This window comes from Streptomyces sp. NPDC096193 (assembly GCF_040302905.1).
GTDB lineage: Bacteria > Actinomycetota > Actinomycetes > Streptomycetales > Streptomycetaceae > Streptomyces.
Genome location: NZ_JBEOSJ010000014.1, coordinates 75313 through 96363 on the forward strand (window position 1 = coordinate 75313; position 21051 = coordinate 96363).

At 70.7% G+C, this 21051-nt stretch carries 20 protein-coding genes and 1 pseudogene; 10 read left to right on the plus strand and 11 right to left on the minus strand.

The genetic code is table 11. From position 1 onward, the window contains the following. Positions 1 to 154 precede the first annotated feature (154 nt). Genes ABTX78_RS21015 through ABTX78_RS21025 form a run of 3 tightly spaced genes read right to left on the minus strand, consistent with a single transcriptional unit; the run spans position 155 to position 1418 of the window. Positions 155 to 454, minus strand: coding sequence for a hypothetical protein (locus ABTX78_RS21015; protein ID WP_352208292.1), 300 nt, complete (start codon positions 452 to 454; stop codon positions 155 to 157). 59 nt (positions 455 to 513) lie between these two features. After that, positions 514 to 933, minus strand: a complete 420-nt coding sequence (locus ABTX78_RS21020) for a hypothetical protein (RefSeq protein ID WP_502993917.1) — start codon at positions 931 to 933, stop codon at positions 514 to 516. Beyond that, a complete protein-coding gene (locus ABTX78_RS21025) occupies positions 927 to 1418 on the minus strand; it encodes an ATP-binding protein (protein ID WP_352208293.1) in 492 nt (163 codons plus the stop codon). The genes ABTX78_RS21020 and ABTX78_RS21025 overlap by 7 nt, the downstream gene beginning before the upstream one ends. Before the next feature lie 124 nt (positions 1419 to 1542). On the opposite strand from ABTX78_RS21025, the gene ABTX78_RS21030 reads away from it, so the two are divergent. Both ABTX78_RS21030 and ABTX78_RS21035 read left to right on the plus strand, forming a co-directional pair. After that, a complete protein-coding gene (locus ABTX78_RS21030; RefSeq protein WP_352208294.1) occupies positions 1543 to 2403 on the plus strand; it encodes a Sco1979 family transcriptional regulator in 861 nt (286 codons plus the stop codon). Next, on the plus strand, positions 2404 to 2640 hold the full coding sequence (locus tag ABTX78_RS21035; protein ID WP_313943006.1) for a DUF397 domain-containing protein: 237 nt from the start codon (positions 2404 to 2406) through the stop codon (positions 2638 to 2640). Positions 2641 to 2779: 139 nt separating this feature from the next. Here ABTX78_RS21035 and ABTX78_RS21040 read toward each other — a convergent pair whose 3' ends face one another. Continuing rightward, positions 2780 to 4687 (minus strand): M64 family metallopeptidase, encoded by a 1908-nt coding sequence (locus ABTX78_RS21040; RefSeq protein ID WP_352208295.1) that lies wholly within the window; start codon positions 4685 to 4687, stop codon positions 2780 to 2782. A gap of 334 nt (positions 4688 to 5021) precedes the next feature. Between ABTX78_RS21040 and ABTX78_RS21045 the strand changes: the two genes are divergently transcribed. Continuing rightward, positions 5022 to 5609, plus strand: coding sequence for a hypothetical protein (locus ABTX78_RS21045; protein WP_352208296.1), 588 nt, complete (start codon positions 5022 to 5024; stop codon positions 5607 to 5609). A 241-nt stretch (positions 5610 to 5850) separates the two neighbouring features. Here ABTX78_RS21045 and ABTX78_RS21050 read toward each other — a convergent pair whose 3' ends face one another. Continuing rightward, positions 5851 to 7644 (minus strand): hydroxysqualene dehydroxylase, encoded by a 1794-nt coding sequence (locus ABTX78_RS21050; RefSeq protein WP_352208297.1) that lies wholly within the window; start codon positions 7642 to 7644, stop codon positions 5851 to 5853. A 114-nt stretch (positions 7645 to 7758) separates the two neighbouring features. Between ABTX78_RS21050 and ABTX78_RS21055 the strand changes: the two genes are divergently transcribed. Beyond that, positions 7759 to 8193, plus strand: coding sequence for a YchJ family protein (locus ABTX78_RS21055; RefSeq protein WP_352208298.1), 435 nt, complete (start codon positions 7759 to 7761; stop codon positions 8191 to 8193). A gap of 33 nt (positions 8194 to 8226) precedes the next feature. Here ABTX78_RS21055 and ABTX78_RS21060 read toward each other — a convergent pair whose 3' ends face one another. After that, on the minus strand, positions 8227 to 8673 hold the full coding sequence (locus ABTX78_RS21060) for a hypothetical protein (protein WP_352208299.1): 447 nt from the start codon (positions 8671 to 8673) through the stop codon (positions 8227 to 8229). Continuing rightward, positions 8670 to 9326 carry a DJ-1/PfpI family protein gene (locus ABTX78_RS21065; RefSeq protein ID WP_352208300.1) on the minus strand — a complete coding sequence of 219 codons (657 nt, stop codon included), beginning with the start codon at positions 9324 to 9326 and terminating at the stop codon, positions 8670 to 8672. The genes ABTX78_RS21060 and ABTX78_RS21065 overlap by 4 nt, the downstream gene beginning before the upstream one ends. Before the next feature lie 201 nt (positions 9327 to 9527). Between ABTX78_RS21065 and ABTX78_RS21070 the strand changes: the two genes are divergently transcribed. Further along, positions 9528 to 10511: a GlxA family transcriptional regulator gene (locus ABTX78_RS21070; protein WP_352208301.1), complete on the plus strand. Its 984-nt coding sequence runs from the start codon at positions 9528 to 9530 to the stop codon at positions 10509 to 10511. A 92-nt stretch (positions 10512 to 10603) separates the two neighbouring features. Here ABTX78_RS21070 and ABTX78_RS21075 read toward each other — a convergent pair whose 3' ends face one another. The 3 genes from ABTX78_RS21075 to ABTX78_RS21085 all read right to left on the minus strand — a co-directional run bounded on the left by ABTX78_RS21075 (position 10604) and on the right by ABTX78_RS21085 (position 12660). Continuing rightward, the gene (locus ABTX78_RS21075) at positions 10604 to 11815 is read right to left on the minus strand and encodes an acyl-CoA dehydrogenase family protein (RefSeq protein WP_352208302.1); all 1212 of its coding nucleotides are present in this window, start codon (positions 11813 to 11815) and stop codon (positions 10604 to 10606) included. Between the two features lie 2 nt (positions 11816 to 11817). Then, entirely contained in the window at positions 11818 to 12279 is a 462-nt protein-coding gene (locus ABTX78_RS21080; protein WP_352208303.1) for an SCP2 sterol-binding domain-containing protein, read from the minus strand. Positions 12280 to 12402: 123 nt separating this feature from the next. Further along, entirely contained in the window at positions 12403 to 12660 is a 258-nt protein-coding gene (locus tag ABTX78_RS21085) for a hypothetical protein (RefSeq protein WP_313942995.1), read from the minus strand. Positions 12661 to 12878: 218 nt separating this feature from the next. Between ABTX78_RS21085 and ABTX78_RS21090 the strand changes: the two genes are divergently transcribed. Further along, positions 12879 to 14855, plus strand: a complete 1977-nt coding sequence (locus ABTX78_RS21090; RefSeq protein ID WP_352208304.1) for an AMP-dependent synthetase/ligase — start codon at positions 12879 to 12881, stop codon at positions 14853 to 14855. A gap of 41 nt (positions 14856 to 14896) precedes the next feature. Then, a pseudogene (locus ABTX78_RS21095) lies at positions 14897 to 15543 on the plus strand (ThuA domain-containing protein). 70 nt (positions 15544 to 15613) lie between these two features. Here ABTX78_RS21095 and ABTX78_RS21100 read toward each other — a convergent pair. Beyond that, on the minus strand, positions 15614 to 16843 hold the full coding sequence (locus tag ABTX78_RS21100) for a PucR family transcriptional regulator (protein WP_352208305.1): 1230 nt from the start codon (positions 16841 to 16843) through the stop codon (positions 15614 to 15616). 706 nt (positions 16844 to 17549) lie between these two features. On the opposite strand from ABTX78_RS21100, the gene ABTX78_RS21105 reads away from it, so the two are divergent. From ABTX78_RS21105 to ABTX78_RS21115, 3 genes are all read left to right on the plus strand, one after another. Beyond that, entirely contained in the window at positions 17550 to 18191 is a 642-nt protein-coding gene (locus ABTX78_RS21105) for a hypothetical protein (RefSeq protein WP_352208306.1), read from the plus strand. Positions 18192 to 18396: 205 nt separating this feature from the next. After that, positions 18397 to 19863, plus strand: a complete 1467-nt coding sequence (locus ABTX78_RS21110; RefSeq protein WP_352208307.1) for a DUF6801 domain-containing protein — start codon at positions 18397 to 18399, stop codon at positions 19861 to 19863. Positions 19864 to 19940: 77 nt separating this feature from the next. Beyond that, on the plus strand, positions 19941 to 20942 hold the full coding sequence (locus tag ABTX78_RS21115; protein ID WP_352208308.1) for a hypothetical protein: 1002 nt from the start codon (positions 19941 to 19943) through the stop codon (positions 20940 to 20942). The last annotated feature ends 109 nt before the right edge of the window (positions 20943 to 21051 follow it).

A 21051-nucleotide genomic window follows, 5' to 3' on the forward strand; every position in this document is an offset into this window, starting at 1 on the left:
ACGCCCCCAGCGCCCTGCGGGACCAGGCCCCGCCCCGCGAGGCCATGTCCCCGCCCTTCCCCCGGGCGGGGACGCGGCCTCTCCCCATCCCCCCTTTTCCGTTGGCCTGTGTCCCCGGCTCGCCGTCACCGGGGCTGTTCTTCGCGCGGGCGGGTCAGCGCAGGGCTGCGACCGCCCACTCGGCCGCGACCACCACGGCCACTCCCGCGCCCAGTACCGCTGTGGCCACCCGCGTACGACCCTGCTTGCTCAGGACCAGGGCGCTGCCGGAGAGGATCAGCGCGATCCCGTAGAACCCCATCGTCAGGACGGAGTGCGTGCTGCCGAGCCGCAGGACGAGGGTCAGACCGACCGCGATCATGATGAGCGCGGAGAGCACGATCCGGACGCGGCGTGCCTGACGTGGTGTGAGCCCCTGCCGCTCCGGGCCCGAACTGGCTTCTGCTTCTGACATGTCGGGAAGATTAGTCGTCTCGTCCCCGCTCAGGCGGTCGGGTCCGAGACGTGCGCCGCTCATGCGCTCCGAACGCTGCCGACGCCGGCCGTCCACAGGGGAGCGGTGCCGGTGAGCTGACAGGCGACCAGATACAGCGGAATGGGTGGTGTGTAGGGACTGGAGTCGTCGGGCCGCCGGATGAGCCGCGGGCTCACGGCCGGTACGTACGCTCCTTCGGCGTAGTGCGACGGCAGCGGCCAAGTCAGCTCCTGGTCGGAGCCGGCCGGCACGATCCACCACCACCAGTCGGTGTCGGCGAACACGCAGCCGTTGCGCGGCAGTCTGCCGAGCATCCGGAAGCCGTGCCGCGCGGGTACGCCCACGGCGTCGCAGCCCAGGGTGGGCGCGACCGTGGGCGGGAGCTCGAGCCTGGTCAGCCCGTGTCCCCTCGTTCGGCTGCCGCCCCGGACCAGGAGCGTCGCCAGGTTTCTCAGCACGGCCTCGCCGCCCCGCGCGGAAAGTCCACCCCGTGGGGGACGTCCACGTGCGGCAGCTCCGCCCAGACGATCCGGCCGGCACCGTGGTTCGGTACGTGTGCCCCCCAGGAGCTGGACAGGGACTCGACCAGCAGGAGTCCGCGTCCGCGCTCCTCCTCCTGCACGGTGTGGCACACATGCGGGCCGGTGGGAGTGCATCCCTGGTCCTGGACGCTTATCCGCAGGTGTTCGACGCCGTTGAGAAGTTCGCAGGAGACCAGGTGACCGTCCGCGTGCAGCACCGCATTGGTGACGAGCTCGCTGACGACCAGCATGGCCGTGTCATGGACATCCCCCTCTATGCCCCAGCACTGCAGCCGCTCACGGGTGAGTTTTCTGGCCCGTGAGACGAACTCGACGCGCGCCGACAGCTCGAAGCCGTACCAATGGTGGTCGGCCTCTGAGCACGGGTCCAAGAGTGGGGCAAGGAGCGCGTCGAGGTTCACCGGACCACTGTCCCGCTGCAATAGTCACCTTGGCAAGGGTCACTCTGAAAAATTCAGAGTGGGCATATTCATCCATGCAGGCGCGTGGCACACTGCTCGCAACAGCACGTGGGGAGGTCTCGAAGTGAGTGAACCGCGGTCCGCCCCCACCGTGGGGCAGGTCGTACTCGGCAAGCGCTTGCAGGATCTGCGCGAGCGAGCCGGGCTGAGGCGCGAGGAAGCCGCAAAGGTTCTCCGTGTGGCCGCGGGCACCATTCGCCGGATGGAGACCGCCGAGGTGGCGCTGAAAATCCCGTATGTCCAGCTCCTGCTGAACGCGTACGGGATCCACGAGGAGGAGGCGCGCGGCTTCATAGAGCTGGCCGAGGAGGCCAACAAGCCGGGATGGTGGCAGCGCTTTCACGATGTGCTGCCCGGCTGGTTCTCGATGTACGTCAGCCTGGAGGGCGCGGCCAGCATCATCCGTGCCTATGAGCCGCACTTCGTGCCCGGCCTGCTCCAGACGGAGGACTACGCCCGGGCGATCATGCTCGGCGGCGCCGTCGGAGGAACCGATTCCGCGGACATCGAGCGCCATGTGGCGCTGCGGATGGAGCGGCAGGCCCTCCTCACCCGGCACGACGCCCCCAGGCTGTGGGTGATCATGGACGAGACGGTGTTCCGCAGACCCGTCGGCAGCCCCGGCGTCATGAGAGCGCAGATCGACCGGCTGCTCGAAGGCGCCCAACTGCCCAACGTCACCCTGCAGATCGCGGAGTTCTCGACCGGACACCACCCCGGCACCTACGGGCCGTTCGTGCTGTTCCGGTTCGCTGTCCCCGAACTCCCGGACATGGTCTACAGCGAGTACCTGACCGGTGCCGTCTATCTCGACGCGCGCCCGGAAGTGGCCTCGCATCTGGAGGTTCTGGACCGCATGGCGGCTCAGGCCGCGACTGCGCAACGCACGAAGGAGATCCTCGGCGATCTCCGCAAGGAGCTGTGAATGGATCACATATACAACGGCATGCCGGCCGCCGACCTGGGCGAGGTGGGCTGGCACAAGCCGTGGAGCGGCGGGAACGGCGGCAACTGCTTCGAGACCATGAAGCTCGCCGACGGCCGTGTGGCGGTGCGCCAGTCCGCCGATCCGGACGGGCCCGCGTTGATCTACACCTCCAGCGAGATCGCCGCCTTCATCCAGGGGGCCAAGTCGGGGCAGGCGGACTTCCTCCTCACCTGACCACCTCTGACCCTCCCACCTGCACTTCTTCGACGCCCAACGAACATGTGCCGGGACAACGGGCCGGCACACGGACACACGCACAGCACGTCGGCGGCGCCCCGCGGGGCACCGCCGACGTGCTGTTGCCGTGCGGGATTCAGCGGTTGGCGCCCGGCGGGACCAGCGTCGTGAGGAATGCCTTCGGGGCCGAGACGTTCCCGGCGGCGTCGATGGTGCGGTGCTCGATCGTGTGCGTTCCGTAGTCGGGGGTGGCGTCGTCCCAGGGCACGGCGCGTGAGGTGCCGAGCTTGCCGTGGACGAGATCGTCGATGACGGTACCGCCGGGGGTGAAGAGGAAGGGGGCCTCGGCGTCGGTCGGCCAGCCGTAGTACGTCTGCCAGCCGTCGCCGTCGACCCGGAACTGCGAGACGACGTACCCATCCCGGTCGTCGCGGGCCGTCAGCTTCATGGTGAAGGGGCCGTCGTACACGTACTCCACCGGTCTGCCGGGCCGGTGGACCGTGCGCAGGGGCTCGGAGAGCGCGTACCGGCTGCTCGCCGGGCTCGCGTCCACCGTCCAGTTCAGCGTGGAGGCCGTGCCGGCGATCCGCGCGGTGAGCCGGTGGCTGCCCGGACGCAGTCGCAGGGCACCGAGGTCGAGATCGCGGTCGTTGCCGGGGTTGGCCAGCGGGCGGCCGTCGATGCTCCACCGCACGGCGAGCGCGCGGTCCGCGGGGTGGGTGGTCTCCGCGTACACGACCGCCTCCGAGCCCACCGGCGCTCCGGTGTCCGTGTGACCGACAAAGGCGGCCGGGACGGAGTCGGGCGGGGTGGTCACAGCGGTGTCCACGGTCCAGGTGACCGTGCGGGTCAGGGCCGACGAGCCGCGGATCGCCGGGTCCCGCACGAACGGCGTCGGGTCCGTGACCGTCGCGGTCAGTTCATGGGTGCCGCGCGGCAGAGGCAGGCCGCGCAGATCCAGCGTGCGGGCGTCGCCGGCCCGGTGCAGCCGGCGGCCGTCCAGGCGCCAGACGACGTCCAGTTCGCCGCCGACCGGATGCAGCGTCTCCACCCACAACGTGCGGTCGTCGCCGACGGGGCCGGTATTCGGTGTGTGGCCCTGGAGGAGGTTCACCTTGCCGGAGATCTTCTGGACCATCACCTCGCGTCCCACCTGGTCGAACGCGTAGCCCAGCGTCTTCATGATCGAGTGTCTGCTGGGCCGCCAGACGCCCTTCGTGGCGTACATGCCGCCTTCGTGGCGTCCGATGACACCACCCGACTCGCTCCTCTCGCCCAGCCAGCGCCACCATTTCGCGCGCTGCTGCTTCATCTGGTCCTCGGTGAGCACGGTGTGGTGGGCGGAGCCGGGCTCACCGCCCTCGTGGGTGCCGCCGGGAACGCCGCGCGCGTAGTAGTCGTACTCGTCCTGGAGCTTGCCCAGGGAGTGGCCTATCTCGTGCGGGGTGATCAGCGAGGACAGGGCGTTGCCGCCGGAGGCGGTCGCGTACGTGCCGCCGGCGCCGCCGTACGTGTCGCTGTTGGCCAGCGCGACGATCTGCCGGTTCGCGTCCGCCGACCCCGACACGAGGTCGGCCAGCGCGCTCGCCGCCCCGCTGTTCACGGTGAGCAGGCGCTGCACGCTGCTCGCGTTGCAGCCGCCCCAGAAACCCATGCCGAGGGCGGTGTCGCGGCGGGGGGACTCCAGCCCGGGGTCGCAGTCCACCCCGGACTCGGCCGAAGGCACCTCCACGGCCCAGACGTTGATGTAGGAGCGGTAGGAGGCGAAGGGTTCGACGGACCAGAGCACGTTGAGGTGCTTGTCGACGTCCGCGCGGAAGGCGGGCATCTCGTCTGCGGTGTATCCGTCGCCCATGAGAACGATGTTGAAGCGCTTGTCGGCCGGACCCGTGGTCTGTACGGGGACGACGGTCGCGGCCTCCGTGACCGGCGGAGCCTCCTCGGCGGTGGCCGGGTCGGCGGCGGCCAGCAGACAGCCGGCCAGCAGGGCGCCCGCGGTGGCGAGCAGCGTTGCTCTTCGTGGTCGTGCACCGGGTGAGGTCATGGGGCGGGAGCGTAGGGGCACGCTCAACGGGCCGTAAAGACAGCCGAGTTGCGGGCGCGATGGCTGAATACCGTGTCGGGCCGGGCGAGGGGAGGGCCCAGTACCGGGCGGAGCAGGGAGGGCGCGAGGGTTCACAGCTCGAGTTCGATGGGCGAACGGAGCGGTGACAACGGGCGTGGTGCCGGTGGGGAAGGGGTGGCGACAGCGGATGCCGCGCCGTTGAACACTTGGCGAACGGGACTGCGGAGCGGTTCGGACGCCCTGTCCACGCGGGCACCGTCACAGCGAGTGCCCGCTCGCGGTGGGCAGCGATTCGGAGCGCGGAGGCGTCGCGATGGAGAGGTTCGTCCACAAGCAGGTGACGTCCGCGGGGATCGTGGTGTCCGCGGGCCTGATCGGACTTGCCGTGAGTGCGGCGGTCAACGGCCCGGTGCGGCTGCCGGGTTGGTGGTTCCTCGCGGCGCTGGTGGGCTGGGCCGCGCTGTGGGGAGTGATCTCGACGACCGGTCTGCTCCAGGGCGGTGACGTCGCGCTGTTCCGGGCAGCCGTGCCGGTCGCGGATCCTGCGGCCGTGTCCGCACGCGCGGCGGGTCCCTGGCGCCGGGCCAGGTCCCTGGCCGCCGCCTTCGGTGTGTGGACGGTGGTCGCGGCGGCTCTCGCCTTCGTCGCGCCGCTGGCTCCCGTCTTCCACTTCTTCTGGGCCGTTGATCCGCTGCTGCGGGCCGAACGGGCCGCCCGTTGGGAGCGAGGGCGGAACGTACTGCTCTGGGAGGGAACAGACGAGGCATCGCGCCCGACCGCTCCTGTCGGCCGCCCTTCGTCACGCCCCTCCGCTCCTACGCGGCGTCCCTCCGTCTTCACCACGCCCCGTCCGCGGGGACCGATCCTGGGGGAGACTCCGGGAGCGGACCTGAGCGGCTGAGTCGTCGCGGATCGAGCAGATCGATCCGGCTAGCGGATGCGGTTCGACCAGCGCCGCGGCAGCCTCAGGCCGCAGCGGTGCGCCCCTCGGTCCTGGAGGGCGCCCGGGGCGCCCTCTTCATCGCCCTCGGGACCCGACCCTCCCGCTCCATGGAGCGGGAGGGTCGACAGGCCTCGGTCGAAGGAGAGTGGCGCGGTTGTACCGGCGGTATGCCATCCCGCCCCGGGGCGCGCCGGCCCGCTCAGCCCAGGTCGAAGAGGTTCCGCAGGCCCAGCCGGTACCGCGTCCGGTCGTGGCGCTTCAGCGCCTCCACCTCCGGGGCGCGGAAGAGGGGTTTCACCGTGCACCGGGCGGCCGTCGAACCGGCTCGGTCCAGAAGGCCGTTGACCGCCGCGCGGGCCGAGGCGTTCGCGCCCTCCATCGTGGCGAGGTCGATGTCGACCGAGACGTAGTCGCCGGCCAGGAAGAAGTTCGGGATCTTCGTGACGGCGGCCGGGCGGTTGTGGAGAGTACCGACCGGGTGGATCAGCAGCTCGTCGTCGTTGGTCGGGTGAGGGGTGCCGATGCCGTCCACGCCCGGGTCCAGGAACCACGAGTGCAGCGTGCTGTCCTTGAGCACGACCCGGCCGGTGTCGTTGAGGGCCGCCTTCAGCTGGGCCCACACCTCGCGGGCGACCTGCTCGCGGGTGCACTGCTTGGCGGTCTTGCCGTACAGGATGCCGGACCTGTCCCACTCCGAGATGTCCACCGAGACGCAGTCCACGGCCACGCCGTCCCCGTAGTCCGCCGGGAAGTCACGGTCGGGCCAGTGCTGTGCCTGCTGAATCGCCGTCAGGGACCATGGGGAGTCGATGCAGTTGAGATGTCCGTCGATGAGCGGCGCGCTCTCGGTCAGATAGAACTGGATGCCCGTCATCCAGTCGGTCTGCAGCCGGTCGCATCGCGCCAGTTGCGGATCCGCGGCACGGAGCCCCGCGCCCCAGGTCCGCCGGGCGTGCTCGACGGGCATCGCGGAGATGTAGTGGTCGGCGCTCACCGTCCGGCGCACGCCCTGCGGGTCCTCGATCACCGCGGCGGTGACCTTCCCGGCGCCGTACGTCACGTCCCGGACCGTCCAGCCCACTCGGAACTCCACACCGAGGCCCGTCAGATGCTCCACCCACGGGTCGATCCAGGCTTCGTTCGTGGGGGCGTTGAGGATCCGGTCGAGCGGGCCGTCGGCGCCCCTGCCGAGCGCGTTGAAGGCGAACGCTTCGAGGAGTGTCGCGACCGTACGCGTACTGGCCTCCTCGGCCTTGGTGGCGACGATGTTCCTGGTGAGCCCGATGGCGAGGACGCGCTGGTAGTCGTAGCCCATCCGGCCGGCTCCGATGAAGTCCCACCAGGGCGTGGCCTCCCAGGTGGCGTCGCGGCGCTCGGCGCAGCTGGTGAGGAAGACCAGACCCCGGTTGACGAAGTACGTGGTCTCCAGCGGCGGAATGCCCAGCGCGGTGTCCAGCAGGGCGGTCAGCGCGCGGCGGATCTCGTCCAGGGTGAGATCGGCGGGCTTGTGCCCCGGCCAGGGGAGCGGGATCCGGAGATCCTCGCGGCCGGTGCGCGTGAACGACATCTCGGGGGGTGCCACGAGGTTGTCCCACACGCCGTTCGGGTTACCCGGGAAGGGGATGCGCCGCATCGTGTCCGGGAGGTTGTGATAGATGCCGGGAATGAAGCGGAAGCCGTGCTCCGCCGGTAACGGCTTTCTGGTCCCCTTCGCGCTGCCGGGCACGTCCATGCTGCGTGCCTTGCCGCCGAGCGCCCTGCGCTCGTACACCGTGACCCGGAAGCCGCGCTCGGCCAGCTCGTGCGCCGCCGTCAGACCGGCGACGCCGCCCCCGAGCACGGCGACCGACTGGGCGGCCCGGGTCCCGTCGGCCGAGCTGTGTCCGGCCGCGGCGACCGGGGCCACCGCGGCCGACGTGCTCAGCGCTGCCGTACCGCCGACCGCTGCCGCGCCGGCCATGAAGGTGCGTCGTGAGTTGCCCACCCGGTCCATCCCCAACCCCTTACCGACGGTAACAGTCGCGTCCGGCGCAGGAGCATACGGAGATCCCCCATGACCCGGAAGCCACACGTGCGCCCATTCGTCCAATGGCTGGAAAATGGACCCATGTCCCGACGCAGCTCCCGCTCCCGCCGCACCGACGAGCCCGCCTTCTCCGCCGCATCCCCCTGCCCCTGCGGGTTGCCGGCCCCCTACGGCGAATGCTGCGGGCGGTACCACTCGGGCGCCGCCGTCGCGCCGACGGCCGAATTGCTGATGCGCTCGCGCTACAGCGCCTTCGTCGTCTTCGACACGCAGTACCTGCTGCGCACCTGGCACCCCGCCACGCGGCCCGGGCACCTCGAACTCGACCCCGCCATGCACTGGGCCGGTCTGGAGATCCTCCAGACGATCGACGGCAGCCCGTTCCACTCCTCCGGCCTGGTCACCTTCCGCGCCCGCTACCGGCACCACGGCAAGCGGGGCGCTCTGCACGAGCGCAGCACCTTCGAGCGGCAGGACGGCGCGTGGGTCTACGTGAACGGCACCTTCCTCGACTGACGCGCCCGGGACGGGTCGCCGGGTGCGGAGCGGTCATGCGCCGGTGGTCGACCCCGGACGCACGATCATCAGGACCGTCACGGTCGCCCACAGCAGATTGAACAGTCCGGTGTACATCGCGAGCCGGGAGCCGGCGAGCGCGCCGAAGTCGTCCAGCACAGCGTCCTGCCCGGGCAGGACGAGCAGTCCGAGGACGAGGGCGGCCACCACGGTGAGCACGATGGACACGATCAGCCAGGTGTCGCCGAGGACATGGAGGCTGTTGGCGGTGGCCAGACCGAAGACCGGCACAACCACCCCGACCAGCGCGTAGACCCGGCAGATGCGATGCAGATTGCGTACGGCGCCGACGGCCTGCCCGCTCTCCGGCTCGGCGGCGGCGCGCCGGACCGCGGCAGGGAAGGCGCTGGCGGCGACCGTCACCGGACCGATGGCGATGATCGCGGCCAGGACGTGGACGGCGAGAAGAAACTTGGTCACGCCGCGACGCCCTGCCGTCCGGCGCCACGGGCGCTCCACACCGTGCCGCGCCGCTCGTACTGGAAGAGCTGCTCCACCGCGTGCGCAACCCTCGGCCCGAGTTCCCGCTCCAGGAGATACAGACCGACATCGAGTCCCGAGGTGACACCGCCGCCGCTGACCAGATCGCCGTCGTCGACGACCCGGGCGTCGATCGCGTGCACGCCGGCCTCGGCGAGAGCGTCGAGGCCCAGGTGATGCGTGGTGGCCCGGCGGTCGCCGATGAGCCCGGCCATGGCGAGGAGCATGGAGCCGCCGCACACCGTGGCCATGGTCGTACCGGGCCGGTCGCACGCGGTCCGCAGCAGGGGAGCCAACCCGGTGCCGAGGCTCCGGCCGAGGATCGCCGCCACGGTGTCCTCGCCGTCGTCGTCGGAGATACGCCCGGCGGCGCCCGGCAGGACCACCAGATCGGCGCGGCCGGGGTCGAGCGCGGCCACGGCCCGCAGAGAGAGCAGCCCCATGCCGGACGGCACGTCGCGCGGGCCTTCCGCGGAGACCAGCTCCGCGGTGAGGACCCCGCCGGCGACCGCGCCCCCGGCGCCGAGTACCTCGTAGGGGGCGATCACGTCCAACGGGTCGAAGCCGTCGAACAGAACGATCTGGGCGTGCATCGGCACCAGTCCTTGTCTGTCGTGTCCGGGCACCCCGTCCGGGGACCCGGACACGACGCTATGGACCGTGCCGGAGCGTCGACAGTGGCGTGAATGCCACAGTCCAACGGATTCTCGCCAGCAGGGCATTCGGTGCACCCGGACACCGGGAACAGCCCATGGCCTCTTGGCCGGAACCCGGTGAGCACCTAGGTTGTGGCCATGCACACCGTGGCCGTACTCGCCCTGGACGGCGTCATCGCCTTCGACCTGTCCACCCCGCTGGAGGTGTTCACGCGCACCCGGCTGCCCGACGGCCGGACCGCCTACCGGGTCCGTGTCTGCGCCCCGGCGGCGGAGATCGACGCGGGCGCGTTCACGCTGCGCGCGCCCTGGGGGCTGGAGGCGCTCGCCGACGCGGACACGATCATCCTGCCGGGCTGCTCCGACCCGACGGTGCCGGTGCCCGAGGACGTCGTCGCGGCGCTGCGGGCGGCTGCGGCCCGTGGCACCCGTATCGCCTCGGTCTGCGCGGGTGCCTTCGTCCTGGCGGCCACCGGCCTGCTCGACGGCCTGCGGGCCACCACCCACTGGCTGGCCGCGGACGCGCTCGCCCGGCTGCACCCTGGGATCGAGGTTGACCCCGATGTGCTCTACGTCGACAACGGCCAGTTCCTCACCTCCGCGGGCGCGGCCGCCGGCCTGGATCTGTGTCTGCACATGATCCGGCGCGACCACGGTTCCGCGGTCGCCGCCGACGCGGCCCGGCTGTCGGTGATGCCGCTCGAACGCGAGGGCGGGCAGGCCCAGTTCATCGTGCATCAGCTGCCGCCGAGCCCCGACGGCACCGCTTTGGAGCCCGTGCTGCGCTGGATGGAGGAGAACGCGCGACGTGAACTCACGGTCGCCGAGATCGCTGCCCGGGCGGGGATGAGCCCCCGCACGCTGAACCGCCGGTTCCGCGAGCAGACGGCCAGCACGCCGCTCCAGTGGCTGCACCGGGCCCGGGTCCGTCAGGCGCAGTATCTGCTGGAGACGACGGCGCACTCGGTGGACCGGATCGCGGCACAGGTCGGGTTCGGCTCACCGACGGCCTTCCGTGACCGGTTCAAGCGGCAGGTGGGCACCAGCCCGCACGCGTACCGCCGCGCGTTCCGCGGCGGGCCGGGGACCGAGCCCCCGGTGTCCGCCGCGCAGCGGGCCTAACACCCTCGGATCTCCCACCCGCACCGGGCACTCGCCGCCGGCACCCGCACCGGGCGCACGTAACCGGCCCGCGCGTCCGGTGCCCGCAGATCTCAGCGGATCTGACGCCCCGAGATCGCCCTCGCGATCACCAGACGCTGGATCTCGCTCGTCCCCTCGAAAATGGTGTAGATCTTGCTGTCGCGGTACATCCGCTCCACCGGGTGCTCCCGGCTGTAGCCCGCGCCGCCCAGGATCTGCACCGCCTTCTCCGATGCCGCGACCGCCAGTTCGCCCGCGCGGAGCTTGGACATCGAGCCCTGTGCCGCGTCGAAGGTGCGGTCGTTGCGGCCCATCCAGGCGGCCTGCCAGATCAGCAGCCGTACCGCCTCGATCTCGGTGCGGATGTCGGCCAGTGCGAAGGCGATGGACTGGTTCTCGATGATCGGACGGCCGAACGCGACCCGGTTCCCGGCGTAGTCGAGCGCGTACTCGTACGCGGCGCGGGCGATGCCGAGCGCCTGTGCGCCCACCGTGGGCCGGCTGACCTCGAACGTGGCCATCGCCGCCTGGGATCTGGCGGTCGTGCCCTCGTGCGCCCGGGCAATGCGCGCGTCGAGCTTCTCCTTGCCGCCGAGCAGGCAGTGGCCGGGGACACGGACGTCGTCGAGGAAGACGTCGGCGGTGTGGGAGGCCCGCAGCCCCAGCTTTCTGATCTTGCGGGCGCCCTCCAAGCCGGGCGTGCCGGGCGGGACGATGAAGGCGGCCTGACCGCGGGAGCCGAGCTCCGGGTCGACGGACGCCACGACGACATGGACGTTCGCGATGCCGCCGTTGGTGATCCAGGCCTTCTGGCCCCGGAGCGTCCACTCGTCCCGGGCCTCGTCGTAGCGCGCCCGGGTCCGCATCGCGGAAACGTCCGAGCCGGCCTCCGGTTCGGAGACGCAGAAGGCGGCGACCTTGGGGTCCTGTTCGTCGCCGTAGCACTGTGGGACCCACTCGGCGAGCTGGTCGGGGGTGCCGGAGGAGAAGATGCCGGCGACGGCGAGCGAGGTGCCGAAGAGGGCCATACCGATGCCAGCGTCGCCCCAGAACAGCTCCTCGTTGGCGATCTGCAGGGAGAGCCCGCTGGGGTCCCCGTACATGTCGGCCAGCGACTCGAATCCGTAGAGACCGATCCTGGCGGCCTCCTGGATGACCGGCCACGGGGTCTCTTCGCGCTCGTCCCACTCGGACGCCGCGGGGCGGACCACGTCGGCGGCGAAACCGTGGACCCAGTCGCGCAGGTCCCGCTGCTCCTCGGTGAGCTGGAAGGAGAAGCTCATGGTCAGGCCTTCGGGATGTCGAAGTAGCGGGTGAGGCCCGCGGCCAGCGCCACGTCCCCGGCGATCTTGAGCTTGCGCATCATGAACATGGTCACGGGGTTCCCGTTGCCCGAAACCAGCTTGAGGAACTCCGCGTCGCCCATGACGAGGGTGGTGCGCGGCTCCCGCTCCGAGCGACCCTCGTGGACCGTACAGGTGCCGTCCGTGATCGAGGTCTCGAAGACCTCCTCGCTCTCACCCGTGATCTTCCAGCGGATCAGCGCCTCGACGGAACCCGCGTTCTCCGGGCGGAACTGCTGCCTCATGCGCCCGAACACCTCGCGGAGCACCCGCCCACGCAGTTCGCCCCGCATCACATCGGCGAGCTCTCTGCCGGACAGCCCTTTGACGATCCTCGCGAACTCCTCGGGCGACACCGCCGAGAAGTCGAGTGCGGCGAGCTCGTCGCCGATGTTCTCCGCCACAACGCGTCCTTACTCCGGAGTCAGCTTACTTCGGAGTAAGGTAGCCGCGCGGTCACGGCGTCGGCAAGGGGCCGCTCGTCGGCGGTGGGGTACGGGCGTCGTTCGTCCGGGCAGGGGGTGAGGTCAGTGCACGCCGCCGGGGCCGATGACCAGCCGCGGGTTGTAGGCGGCGAGGATCTTGTTCGCCCGGGCGAGGGCGGAGAGGGCGTGCTCGCGGTCGGCCCGGTCCTCGTTGCACAAGGGACCCCGGAACCGGTTCGCCTCGCGCGCGGCGCAGTCCGCGTCGACCTCGGCCTGCAGGATGTCGATCGGCATGCAGGATCCGATCAACGCGGCCACGCGGTCGGGGATCGGCACGGGGATGAGGGGCGACGCGGTCACGTGTGTAGTCCTTCTTCTTCGGTCGGGTGCCGGTGGTCGGCGTCCCACCCCTCCATGCGTACCGGACGAGCTTCCGTGTTCGTCTTCGGGGATGTCTCTGTGCGGCAACCGTTTCCGGCCGCCTGATTGATTTCGTGTTACGCGGGGGTAAGTTGACTCCCGAGTAAGTGCTGAGTCCCGTCAACTCATCGTCCGCGAGCCGCGAACCGGAGCCGACCATGGGCGTACGCAAGGATTTGAAGAAGGCGAAACAGCGCGGCGACCTCGTCGACCGTGCTCCTGTCGAGTTGATCAGGAACAACGGTGTCGTACGAGAAGTGCGCACCACGCCGCTTGCCCGGCTCCCTGCCTCCGGCAGCACCGGCGACATACCTTACGCGAACGCCGAGCAGTCACCCGCATCGGTGGTCCTGCGACGCAAGGGCGACGACGGACAGTGGCAGCCCGTCACCGCGGCCGCCTTCGCCCGCCAAGTCACCGCCGTGGCGAAGGGGTTGATCGTTTCCGGTCTGGAGCCCGGCGGCCGGGTCGCGATCATGTCCCGTACCCGCTACGAGTGGACCGTGATCGACTTCGCCGTCTGGGCCGCCGGCGGCCAGAGCGTGCCCGTCTACGCCACCTCGGCCGCCGACCAGATCGCCTGGATCCTCGAGGACTCGGGCGTCTCCCACATGATCGTGGAGAACGACGACCTCGCCGCCATGGTGACCACGGCGGCGAGCCGGCTGCCCCGGGCCCCCAGGACGTGGCGCATCGACGCGGGCGCTCTCGACGAGCTGACCGCCCTCGGGAGCGATCTCCCCGACGACGAGGTGGCCGAGCGGCGGGCCGCTGTCACCCCCGACTCGATCGCGACCGTCTGCTACACCTCCGGCACCACCGGCAGGCCCAAGGGGTGCGTCCTCACCCACGGCAATCTGCACGCCGAGGCCGCCAACACGGTGGAACTGCTGCACCCCGTCTTCCAGGCGGTCACCGGACAGACCGCCTCCACCCTGCTCTTCCTGCCGCTCGCCCACATCCTCGGCCGGACGATCCAGATCGCGTGTCTGCTCGCCAGGATCGAACTCGGCCACTGTCCGAGCATCAAGCCCGACGAACTGCGCCCGGAGCTCCAGCGGTTCCGGCCGACCTTCGTGGTCGGTGTCCCCTACCTCTTCGAGAAGATCCACGACACCGGACGTGCCACCGCCGAGAAGATCGGCCGGGGCTCGTCCTTCGAGCGGGCCGACCGCATCGCGGTCCGCTTCGCCGAGGCCCACCTCGGGCGGTACCTCGGCACCGGCGAGGGGACTGGGGGCGGTACCGCCCCGGACACCGGCACCGGCCGGGACACCCGTACCCGCAAGGGCCCGGGCATCCGGCTCACCGCCGCCTGGGCCCTGTACGACCTGCTCGTCTACCGGCGTATCCGCAAGGAACTGGGCGGCAGACTGCACTACGCCATCAGCGGCGGCTCGCCCCTCGACCGCCGGCTCGGTCTCTTCTTCTACGCCGCCGGCATCATGATCTACGAGGGGTACGGCCTCACCGAGACCACCGCGGCCGCCACCATCAGCCCGCCGCTGTCGCCGCGCCCGGGCACGGTGGGCAGGCCGGTACCCGGGACCGCGATCCGTATCGCGGACGACGGAGAGGTGCTGATCAAGGGAGGCATCGTCTTCGGCTCGTACTGGAACAACCCGGTGGCCACGGGCGAGGTGCTCGACGACGGCTGGTTCGCCACCGGGGACCTCGGCCGCCTAGACGACGAGGGCTATCTGACCATCACCGGACGCAAGAAGGACATCATCGTCACCTCCGGCGGCAAGAACGTCTCGCCCGCCGTGCTGGAGGACCGGCTGCGCAGCCGTCCGCCGGTCGGCCAGTGCATCGTCGTCGGCGACAACCGGCCCTACGTCGCGGCCCTGGTGACCCTGGAACCGGACGCGGTCGAGCACTGGCTCGCGGTGCGCAAGCGGCCCCGGGACACACCGCTCGCCGAACTCTGCGAGGACGCGGAACTCGTCGCCGACGTGCAGCGGGCCGTCGACCACGCCAACGAGGCTGTCTCACGGGCCGAGTCGATCCGCCGGTTCCGCATCGTGCCGGGGGACTTCTCCGAGGAGAACGGGCTGCTGACCCCGTCGTTGAAGATCAAGCGCCATGCGGTCGCGGCCGACTACGCGGCGGAGATCGCGGCACTCTACGAGTGATGCCGCGTGATCGCTGCCGCCTCCATGAGTGAATACCGTCCATGAGGATCCTGGTCTTCACGCGGACCGCCGGCTACCGGCACGAATCCATACCCGACGGAATCCGGGCCTTCACCGCCCTGGGCGAGGAGCACGGCTTGGCCGTCGACGCCACCGAGGAGGCCGACGCCCTCGCCGGGCCGCTCCACGGCTACGGTGCCGTGGTCTTCCTCTCCACCAGCGGCGAGGTCCTCACCCCTGAGGCCCGCTCGGGACTGATGGCCTACTGCGCGGCCGGCGGCGGCTTCATGGGCGTGCATTCCGCCGCCTGCGCCGAGGAGGACTGGCCGTTCTTCGGCGGGCTCCTCGGCGCCCGCTTCGTGCGCCATCCGCGGCTTCAGCCCGGGACGGTCGTCGTTGAGGACGCCGACCACCCCGCGACCCGGCATCTGCCCGGCCGCTGGCCCCTGACGGACGAGTGGTACGACTTCGACGTGAGCCCGCGGGGCACGGTACGGGTGCTCGCCTCGGCGGACGAGGCCTCGTACGAGGGCGGTGGCATGGGGCGCGACCACCCGCTGGCGTGGTGTCACACCCATGCCGGGGCGCGGTGTTCTACACCGCCCTGGGGCACAGCCCCGAGGCGTACGCGGATCCCGACTACCGGGCCCATCTCCTCGGCGGTCTTCGGTCCGTGCTGCGGCGGTAGCGGCGGTCCGTGCCGGGAGCCGAGAGCGAGTCGGCTGCCGCGGCCGGGGCGGGTTTGGTGGTGGGAGCCGTCAGCCGGCCAGGGGCCTGCCGGGCGACCCCTCGGTCCGTGACCGCAGGGCCAGCGCTCGCAGGACGACCTCGATGGCGAACCGCCGTTCGGCGTCCGCGAGTTGATCGCCCAGGATCGACTCCAGACTGCGCAGCCGGTAACGGACGGTCTGGGGGTGGACGTCGAGTCGCTCGCCCATCTGGGCCGCCGTGCCGCGGGTGTCCAGCCAGATCCGCAGGGTGTCGACGAGCCGGTCGCGCCGGGACGGTGTGAGCTCGGCGAGCGGGGAGAGTTCACGCCGGGCGAGCTGGTCGAGCAGCCCGGGGTCGGACAGCAGCCACAGGGGCACGAGGTGATCGGCCGCGAAGGCCAGCGGGCCGTCGTCGACGATGCCCGCGTCGACGAGTTCCAGGGTGCGCCGGGCCCAGCGGACCGAGTCGTGTGCGTCGGCGGCCGGGACGGTGAGGCCGACGGCCGCGCGGTTGCCGAACAGAGCGCCGTCCAGCATGCGTCTTCGTGCGGCGTCGACGGGCCCCGGGATCAGTAAGTGCGGCTGCGGGTCGCTGAGATCTGCGAGGACATCGTTGTCCATGTCCGCCCGCTCCAGTACCGCGGGGGAGCGCAGCGCGACCAGTGTGACGTACTCGGGGAGTGGCCAGGAGGTCTGCTCGGACAGTTCCGCGATGGCCGTACGGGGTACGGGTGGCCCGGCGAGCAGCAGATGCAGCAGCCGTCGGCGCAGGATCTCGTTCTGCTCCCCGGACCGCGCCCGCACCTCCAAGTAGCCCTCGCGGGACAGCGCTTCGAGCTCGTCGACGTAGGCGAAGAGCGCGTCGGCGAAGGTCAGCATCATCGTGGGGGAGAGGTTGTAGCTCCGGCCGACCTTCTTCGCCCGGCGCAGCGCGATGCGCGCCCCCAGCCGGTACGCGCCCTGGAGTGCGTCCAGGCTGCGGCCCTCGTAGGCCTCGTAGCGTCCGAACCTGCGGCACATCTCGTCCCGCAGGGCGGACGGCGCGGACGGTTCGGCGACCTGGTCGACGAAGACGAGGATGCTCTGCTCGACGCCGACCCGGATGCCCTGCCCGTACGGACCGTTCAGCAGTCGCGCGTACTCGGGATAGGCGCGGGTGACCTCGATGCCGATCTCTTTGATGAGGCTGGGCAGTTCGGGCCGGATGATGGCCGCGAACTCCTGCGGCAGCGGGCCCAGCGACTCTCCGGTTTCCGACGGATTCACAGCTCCCGGCATGGCCGTTTCCCCTCGCTTTCCGGTGCCGGTGGGGGTCGGTTTTCGATGCAAGCGCTCGCCATGGAGGGCAGCGCACGCTCATCGACTGCGGCTTGCCGAAGATAGACCAACCCCGGAGTGCTGAACACCACTTGGGACACGACGAGTTTCCATGGGCCAGAAAACGCTCTCTGTCGGCGGTGATCGGATGGCCCGAAATGGCGTCGGACGACGGAGAAGGGTTTCCGATTCCGGCGAAGGCACAGCAAAGTTCCGGCCATTGCGGCCCGATAACCCGGCGAGAGGCGGCGGCTGACGGACGGTGACGGCGGAGCCGTACGGTGGGGCCGGCCCTTCCGCGCGGCGCCGGGAGCCCGGGCGCTCCGGTGATATGCGGGCCCCTGTCCCGACGTGACAGCTTGCGCCGGACGCCCCGGGGGGCGGGCCGCGTACGCAGCCGGGAATTGCGCACCGAATGACAAGCCGTGCACGCGAATTACGCACTCCGGGACGAGGAAAAAAGCGTGCCGAGAGAATCTTGACCGGCGGGATTGTGCGCGATGTTTCCCGCAAGTAACGTCTGGCATCGTCACAGATCGTACCTGGCTGAATCCTGTCGACCGCCACTGAACGGGGTTCAACGTCGCGTCCCGCCCTTCCCCCACACGGCTGTGGAACGCGTTCTGCGCAAGCAATGCATCGCACTGACGAATCGGAGGAACCACCCGTGCGAAACCCGATCGGAAAGGCCGCGTTAGTCGCGGTCGGGGCAACAGCCGCCGTCGCCCTCGCCACTGCACCGGCACTTGCCGCACCCACGACATGGACCGTCGGACCGAACTCTCCGGAGACGTTCTCGGCGCTCTCGACGAATACGGTTCTCGACCTCAACGGAATTCCCCTCACCTGTCCCGCGGCCACCGCGGGCGGAAATCTCTTCAGCGCCACCGGAAATCCCGCCCATGTCGGAGACATAGCGAGCGCCTCCTTCGGCAGCGAGGCCGATCCCTGCACCAGTCCCGTGGGCCCGGTGGAGCCGATCGCCGACACGAGCCCCGCCTGGCAGCTGCGGGCCGCCGACTACGACCCGGCCACCGGCACCACGACCGGCCACATCTCCGGTATCAGCGCCTCGCTCACGGTCCTCACCTGCACCTTCGACGTGGCAGGCGAGGTGAACGCGACCTACACCAACTCCACCGGTGTGCTGACCGTCTCCAACGCGGACCGTCTGCTGACGGTCGTCAACGCCAGCGCGGGCTGCGCGGGCATCGCCCAGGACGGCGACCACCCGACCTTCAACGGCGACTACACCGTGGTCACCCCCGCGGGCGGCACGGCGCACCCCACCCTCGTGGGCACCGAGTAGCCGACGACGTCCGCGGCCGTCCGGGACCGCGCGGCGGAGAGCCGTCCGCCGTGCGGGCCCACCGGGTCTCGCGAAGGGAGCCACGCAGGTGCTGCGCAGCCGCAGGAACAGCCGCACGACGGGCACGCGTTCAGCTACGGCGGGCAAGCGTCCACGTACGGCGGGCAAGGGTCCACGTACGGCGGGCACGCGTTCACGTACGGCGGTGCGGGGAGCAGCCGTCGCCGTTCTGGTCCTCCTCGCCGGCACGGTCCCCGGGGCCGGTGCCGCGGACGGTGAGCAGGCCGTGGCCGCCGAACTCGCCTACACCTGCGACGCCCCGGCGGAGCGGGAGCCCGTACGCGTGCGGATACGTATCGCCGCCACCCTCCCCGAGGCCCGCTCGGTGGGCGAGGCGGTCCAGGCGGAGGACGTCTCCACGACGGTGATCCTGTCCGACGCCACGCGTGCCGAACTGGCCCTGCTCCGGGCGGCGGAGGTCACCGGCGCGAGTCGGCTCACCGTCGCCGTGGCCCAGGACGAGCACACGGCCGAAGCGGTCTGGCCGGGCACGGCCGCGCAGCCCGTTCCCGTCCCGGACAGCGGAGAGATGACGCTCCGCACGTCCGGGCTCGTCCCCACCGTCACGGCCGGCGACACCGGCGGCCTCACCTTCACGGCAGGCCGGCTGACCGTCGACCTCACACCGCGCCGGGCGGACGGAAACCCCACCGAACCGGCCGTCGTCCCACTGACCTGCACCCCCGACGAGGGCGAGGAGACGCTGCTCGCCACGGTCGGGATCACCGGCGGCGACAGCCCCTCCGCGCCGCCCCCGACCACACAGCAACCCGCCCCCACCACCGGAACACCCCGGCCGGACGAACCCCGCGACCTCGGCATCGCACCACCCGCACCGGACGACGACGGCGCCCCCGAGGCCCCACCCCCGTGCGTCGGCGACACCGTCAACCCCTTCGCGATGGTCGCGTACATCACGGGCTACTCGAACGTCGCCAAGCTCCGGGCGGCATCCGAAGTGCCCGTGTCCTGCACTCAGCTCGTCGATGTCTCCAAGAAGATCGTGCCCAAGCCCGACGGGCTGCATCTGGTCCAGCACGCGACCGGCGTCCTGGACCACGAAGGCCGCCCTCAGATGCCGCCCGCCCCCGCCACCTTCCTGACCTACGGGTTCATGCCGACCACGGCCATGATGGAGCTCACGCAACCGGACACCATGACCATCGACTCGGACATCCTGCTGGCCAAGTCCTCCGGTCTCACCCACATCAGGGTCCCGCTCCGGCTCCGCCTGTTCGACGTCAAGGTCAACGGCGTCCCCCTGGACGTCGGCCCCGACTGCCGGACGACCGGCTCCCTGTACTCGACGGACCCCGATCCCGCGCAGGACACCAAGGACCATGTGGTGCTCACCGGGGTGCTGAAGGGGCCGGGCAACGGCTATCAGCTCGTCACCGGCGGCGTACTCACCTCCACCATGACCATCCCGCCGTTCAGCGGCTGCGGAGTGGACGAGGACCTCGACCCCCTCTTCACCTCCTCCGTGTCCGGGCCGGGCAACTACCTCAAACAGGTCCAGGCGGCCCCCTGCGCGTCGGGCAACCCCCGGCCCGACGCGCGCTACTGCACCCCCGACCACCAGCCGGTCAAGGTTCCCAAGCCCGAGCGCTGACCTTCCGACACAGCACACGTCGCAGCACAACTCCCCCAGAACCGGAAAGGATTGAGGGAGAGATGAGACCTGTCTCCTTGAGCTCCTGCAGAGCGCGCACCGCCGCAAGCGGCGGGCTCGCCGCCCTCCTCGTGGTGGTCCCCCTGACCGCGGCGCCCGCGAGCGCGGCCGAGCCCGTGAGCGCGGCCGGGCCCGTGAGCGAGCAGCCGTCGGCGACGGCCTCCGCTCCCGTGCAACTGAACGGCCACTGGGCGCCCTTCACCCGCTGTCCGGTCGACGACCCCGCCATGCTCGCCGCCGACGGCCAGACCACGGTCGCCACCTGTGTGTCCTCACAGTCACCGGGTGGCTCCATCAAGTTGGGCAAGACGACCGCGACGACCGGTCCGAGCGACCTCCAGTTCGGTGTGGTGCAGCAGACGGCGACCGGCACCTTCACCGTGGTGCCGCCCGCCGGCGGCGCACTCGTCGGATCACCGACGGCCATCCCCGGTGGCCTGCTCGGCCTGATGTGTCCCAGCGACATCCCGGTGATCAGCGAGATCTGCCGGCAGCTCACCGAGAGCACCCTCAACAAGGTCACCGCCACCGTGGAATCGGCGGGCACACCCACGGAGTTCAGCCTCACCTCGGGACTGACCACCGGAAAGCCCATCGTGAAGCTGCCGGTGCGGATACGGCTGGAGAACCCGTTCCTGGGCTCGCAGTGCTACATCGGCTCCGGCGCCGACCCCATCGTGCTGCGGCCCCAGAACACGACCGCACCCGCCGTCGCCGTACAGCGCTTCGACGCGGGCGGAACACCCAACACGGCAGGCGCGATGCTGCGGTTCGCCCTCACCGGCAACAGCCAGGGGGACACCGCCTTCTCCGTGCCGAAGGCCAACGGATGCGGCCTGTTCGGCATCCTCAACGGGGCCATCGACCTGAAGACAGGACTGCCGTCACCGTCCGGCAACAATCGTCTGACGCTCGACAACGCCTCCACCTACAGCGGAGGACTCACCGCTCCGGGCACCGTGAAGCCGGACGCCGGCAAGGTGCTGTCGCGGCACTGGCACTCCGCCGTCCTTCCCTGAGCGACGGCATTCCCCCATGGACCGCCTCGCGGCTCCGGCCCCTCTGGGCCGCGAGGCCACCAGCGACCGCAACTGCGGAAGCGCTGCCGTGGCTGCGCACAACTCCACA

Coding starts and splice junctions, on each gene's coding strand:
- ABTX78_RS21070 (WP_352208301.1), top strand. CDS start 9,528: ATGCACACCGTGGCCGTACTCGCCCTGGACGGCGTCATCGCCTTCGAC.
- ABTX78_RS21055 (WP_352208298.1), top strand. CDS start 7,759: ATGTCCCGACGCAGCTCCCGCTCCCGCCGCACCGACGAGCCCGCCTTC.
- ABTX78_RS21015 (WP_352208292.1), bottom strand. CDS start 454: ATGTCAGAAGCAGAAGCCAGTTCGGGCCCGGAGCGGCAGGGGCTCACA.
- ABTX78_RS21045 (WP_352208296.1), top strand. CDS start 5,022: ATGGAGAGGTTCGTCCACAAGCAGGTGACGTCCGCGGGGATCGTGGTG.
- ABTX78_RS21035 (WP_313943006.1), top strand. CDS start 2,404: ATGGATCACATATACAACGGCATGCCGGCCGCCGACCTGGGCGAGGTG.
- ABTX78_RS21090 (WP_352208304.1), top strand. CDS start 12,879: ATGGGCGTACGCAAGGATTTGAAGAAGGCGAAACAGCGCGGCGACCTC.
- ABTX78_RS21065 (WP_352208300.1), bottom strand. CDS start 9,326: ATGCACGCCCAGATCGTTCTGTTCGACGGCTTCGACCCGTTGGACGTG.
- ABTX78_RS21050 (WP_352208297.1), bottom strand. CDS start 7,644: ATGGACCGGGTGGGCAACTCACGACGCACCTTCATGGCCGGCGCGGCA.
- ABTX78_RS21075 (WP_352208302.1), bottom strand. CDS start 11,815: ATGAGCTTCTCCTTCCAGCTCACCGAGGAGCAGCGGGACCTGCGCGAC.
- ABTX78_RS21040 (WP_352208295.1), bottom strand. CDS start 4,687: ATGACCTCACCCGGTGCACGACCACGAAGAGCAACGCTGCTCGCCACC.
- ABTX78_RS21100 (WP_352208305.1), bottom strand. CDS start 16,843: ATGCCGGGAGCTGTGAATCCGTCGGAAACCGGAGAGTCGCTGGGCCCG.